We start from the raw sequence: 4,383 nt of genomic DNA, 5'->3' as shown, positions 1-4,383 counted from the left end.
TCCGGCCGCCGGCGATGACGCCGCCGGGTGAGATGAGTTCGGTCACGTTGATCCCCCCCTCGGATGGAATGTCCTGGTGTTCTGAGGTTCAGGTGGCCAGCGAGGCCTTGGTGAACGCGGCGGTCAGCTCGGCGTTGAAACCCTTGTCGATCTCGTCGTCGACGTTCAGGGTCTTCGGCAGCTGATCGACGTCGATCAGCAGCCGGGCCTGCACGTGTTGGCTTTCGATGAAGCTTTCGGAGACCGGCTTGTAGAGTGCCTGCGGTAGCGAGTCGAAGTACTTCCTCGCCGCCTGCGGGTTCTGCTTGAGCTGGCCCACGTAGTACTTCTGGATCCACTCGTCCTCATGGGCCTTCGGCCAGGCGGACGCCCGGGACAGGCGGATCAGGAAGTCCTGCACCGCCGTGCGCTTCGCCGGATCCTTGAGGGCGTTCTTCGACGCCAGCACGACCGAGAAGACCGGGAGCGGCCTGGTCTCGATCTCGTAGGAACCGGGGGCCTGCTGGCCGACCGCGGCGACGTACTGCTTGGCGTACACGATGGCGTCGACCTGACCGGAGGCGAGGGTCGCTCCGAGGCTCGTGATGGGCACGTTCACCGGGGTGATGTCGCTCTGCTTCAGACCGGCGGACGAGAGCTGGTTGAGCAGGTAACCGTGCAGAGAGGTACCGAGGGTGAGGGCGATGCGCCTGCCCTTGAGGTCGGCTGGCTTGTGGATCCCGGAGCCGGCCTTGACGATGATCGTCTGGGTGTTCACCGGGTTCTCCGCGACGGCGACCGCCGTCACGCCGGCGTGCGCCCCGTTCGCGAACAGCACCGGTGTGTCGCCTATGAAGCCCACGTCGAGCTTGCCCGCGCTGAACGCGGCGTTCATGTGCGGACCGTCGGCGAAGGTGTTCCAGCTCAACCCGTAGGAAGTGCCCCGCGCCTCGCCGGAGAGCGTGAGCGGCAGTTCCAGATACTTGCCCTGGTCGCCGATCCGCAGCGTCACCTGGCCACCCGTGGCGGCCGAACCCGCGCTGCCGCTGCCGTCCTCGCTCCCGCAGGCGGCCAGGGTCACCGTGACGGCCGCGGCGAGTCCGGCGGACAGGAGGGAAAGACGCCGCCTGCGCGGTCGTCGATGCTGCATCGGAAATCTCCCTATCGGGTCGTTCGGTCGTGATCCGGCGGACAAACGGTGGCCGTTCGGGGTGGATCGTTGGTCGGGGCGGCTTGTCGTTCGAGGTGGATTGTCTGGCGGTGTGCTGACCGCCGCGCGGGACTTGGCCCTCGCGGCTGTCAGCGGATCGCCGGCTCCGGTGCCCGCGGTGCCCGCGGTGCCCGCGGAGAGCGGCGGACAGCGGATCAGGAGCCGAGGAACGGTTCCCCGGCGACCAGCTCGGATTCCTTGCCGTCGACGCCGACCGGAACATCGCCCTCGATGGTCACCCGGTACAGCACCCGGTCGAAGTCGAGGTGACCCAGGTCCGACGGGCCGAGGTGGGAGGTCGCGCGGTTGTCCCAGAAGGCGATGTCACCGGGGTTCCACTTGAACCGCACCGTGAACTCGGGCCGGGAGATCTGCTCGTAGAACAGGTCGAGGATCCGGTGGCTCTGCTTCGGCGAGAAACCAATGATCTCGCTGTCCTTGGAGGTGAAGCTCGGGCTGACGAACAGCGCCCGCTCGCCGGTCTCCGGGTGGACGCGCACCACCGGGTGGATCGCGACTAGCGGGTTTGCGGCGACCTTCCGCCCGTACTCGCTCTCGCTGGGGAAGTTTCCGAAGCTGTGCCGGGCGCGCAGGCCATCGGCCAGGTCCCGAAGCTGCTCGGGCAGCTCCTGGTAGGCGGCGACCAGGTTGGTCCACGCGGTGTCACCGCCGTATGGCGGGACGATGTCGGCCCGCAGGATCGACCCGGCGGGCGGGTTCACCAGCGCGGTGACGTCGGTGTGCCAGCCATTGTCGTAGGTGACCTTCTTCTTCGTTCCGAAGAACCTGGCGTACCGTCGGCTGTCGATCGGCAGGATCTCCGGGAAGCCCGCCGGAGGCGCGTCCTCGTGCGGGTGAGCCGGGGTCAGCTTGCCGAAGCGCCGGCCGAAGGCGACCTGCTGGGCGTGGTCGATGTTCTGGCCGCGGAAGAAGACGACCTTCCACTGGTGCAGCGTGGAGCGGATTTCGGCGATGGTCGCGTCGTCCAGGTCCTCGCGCAGGTCCACTCCGTGAATCTCGGCCCCGATGTAGCCGGAAAGCGGGCGGACGTCAAGTCCCAGAACAGGGGTCGTGGTTGTCATCCTGTTTTCCTCCATGGGTTGGGAAAAGATGTGGAGACGGCGGGGATGGCGGCCGGAATTCCGGGTGACGGACCGGTGGGAGGCGTTCTCGGGGCGTGCCGGGAACGTCTGCGCTGTCGCGATCGGCGCTATCGCGATCGACTACGGATTCTGTCGCGATGGACAGCGGCACGTGACGCAGGGCGTCAACATCGGCGACAACGCGCGCCGGCCGCGGGAAATCTTCCCGTACCGCCGTTCCCGGAGTCGCTCACCGGTCAATCTTCGGTCTCGCCCTTCCGGGCCGTCAACGTTTTGTGTTCTGATGGAATGAATACCTCCGGCGGGCGGCTGCGGCGACTGTCGGTGTCGGTGTCGGTGAGGCCGTCGGTGATGGTGTCCGCGATGGCATCGGGGTGGGCAGCGGGACGGGCAGACTGTGTGGGCGGCGGTGGACCGCGTCGAGGACGGTCGCTCCCGTGGCGACGGCCAGCACGTTCATGCCGAAGCTGCTCGGCAGCACCATCCGCTCGGGATCGGTGTACACGCGTGAGTGCGCGGCGATCTCCTCGTGCAGGTCGACCAACAGATCCGGCAGGGAGAGCGTGGCGGCCTCGGTGAGAACGACGATTTCCGGGTCCATCATGTCCACGAGCAGGCTGATCATTCGACCCGCCAGCTGGAGCCTGGCGCGCAACAGCGACAGCGCGCGCGGGTCGCCGGCGAGCCCGGCGTGCAGCAGCACCTGCAGGTCCGGACGAGAGATGATCCCGTCCTGGGCCGCCCGCAGCAGCATGGTCCGTTCCGACAGCGCCGCCTGCGCGCAGCCCGACCGGCCGCAGCGGCACGGGGCGTCGCTGTCGGCGAGCCGCAGGTGAGCGATGCCGCCCGCGGCGGAGTGCGGTCCGGTGTGCACCGATCCGTCGGTGGCGAACGCGGCGTCGACCACGTTGCCGACGAACAGTTGCAGCAGGCTGCGCCGGGCGCGCGGGTCACCGAAGAGGATCTCCGCCTGGGCCAGGGCGCGGGCGTGCCCGTCGACGTGCACCGGCATGCCCGTGGCCGCCGCCAGCACCTCCCGGACCGGCACGTCATGCCAGTCCAGGGGCTCGTGTTCGATCACCACGCCGAGGTCGGGGTCGACCCGGCCGCCGGTGACGACGCCGAGGCCGAGGACACGGTTGCCCCGGGCACGCCGGGCGAGGAAGCCGGGCAGATGTTGGGCGATCATCCGAAGGACGTCCGCCGGGCCACCCTCCCGCGGCAACTGCTCCCGCGCCACCACCTGTCCACGCAGGTCGACAAGGCTGAAGGTGACGAACGGGACGGCGATGTGCACCCCGCAGGCCAGATGAAGGTCGGTGTCCACGTCCAGGGGCACGTGCGGCCGCCCGGCCCGGGGAGCCAGCGAGGAGGCGGGAAGCTCCCGGAGCAGACCCAGGGAGATCAGCCCGGCCGTCTGCCGGGAGACCGCCGCCGGACTGAGCCCTGTTGCCCTCCCGATGGCGGTGCGGGCAACCGGACCGTGGTCGAGGACCGCCCGCAGGATCGCCGCCGCGGAGCCCGCGGAGCCACCCGGGGCACCGTAATCACTGGGGGCGCCGGAGCCGCCTGGGCTGCCCGTGCCGCCGGCAGTGGTTCTCCCGGCTCCGAGCCTGGAGACGGCCCCCGCCGCGGCCCGCGGCCTTCCCTGAGCCGGCAGCGTTTCCCGCGCCGACATCTTGTCGCGTACTGGCGCCTTGTCGCGTACGGGCACGGAGAACCTCCTCGTGATGCGACCGCGCGGCCGACGGGGCGGGCCTCTCGTCGCCGCGCACGCGCAAGGCGTGCAAACACAGGCAGGTGGAACGCACGGAGAAGTCAGGACCGGGGGCACGGCTGACCACAAGGACGGTGGACCGGAGGGAGGGGCCCACTCTTCGCTGACATCAGGTCGGCTGCCGTTGGCTGGCTCGGGCACGAGACGGCAGGTGCCGTCACCGGGCGCCGGGGGCTTACGGTGACGGATGCCAGCCAGCGGAACGGAGTCTGATGATCAGCGGGATCGATGGTGAGGGCGACAGAGCGCGCTCGCGACGCGATGAAAGTCAATGTGTGCACGGCAGACCAGAAGCGGGCGCCGGCTCATGACGC

The 4,383-nt window shown here is 69.3% G+C and carries 3 protein-coding genes; all 3 read right to left on the bottom strand.

What is annotated here, in order from left to right; all coding sequences use genetic code 11:
* Positions 1-88: 88 nt before the first annotated feature.
* Entirely contained in the window at positions 89-1,129 is a 1,041-nt protein-coding gene (locus ACY45C_RS08320; protein ID WP_462187044.1) for an ABC transporter substrate-binding protein, read from the bottom strand.
* 215 nt (positions 1,130-1,344) lie between these two features.
* Positions 1,345-2,271: a TauD/TfdA dioxygenase family protein gene (locus tag ACY45C_RS08315; protein ID WP_462187043.1), complete on the bottom strand. Its 927-nt coding sequence runs from the start codon at positions 2,269-2,271 to the stop codon at positions 1,345-1,347.
* 286 nt (positions 2,272-2,557) lie between these two features.
* The gene (locus ACY45C_RS08310; RefSeq protein WP_462187048.1) at positions 2,558-3,970 is read right to left on the bottom strand and encodes an ROK family transcriptional regulator; all 1,413 of its coding nucleotides are present in this window, start codon (positions 3,968-3,970) and stop codon (positions 2,558-2,560) included.
* Positions 3,971-4,383 lie beyond the last annotated feature (413 nt).

Source organism: Frankia sp. CcWB2 (genome assembly GCF_977927585.1).
Note: the sequence above shows the minus strand (reverse complement) of the source record. Positions and strands in the feature narration are given on the sequence as shown.

Coding starts and splice junctions, on each gene's coding strand:
- ACY45C_RS08320 (WP_462187044.1), bottom strand. CDS start 1,129: ATGCAGCATCGACGACCGCGCAGGCGGCGTCTTTCCCTCCTGTCCGCC.
- ACY45C_RS08315 (WP_462187043.1), bottom strand. CDS start 2,271: ATGACAACCACGACCCCTGTTCTGGGACTTGACGTCCGCCCGCTTTCC.
- ACY45C_RS08310 (WP_462187048.1), bottom strand. CDS start 3,970: ATGTCGGCGCGGGAAACGCTGCCGGCTCAGGGAAGGCCGCGGGCCGCG.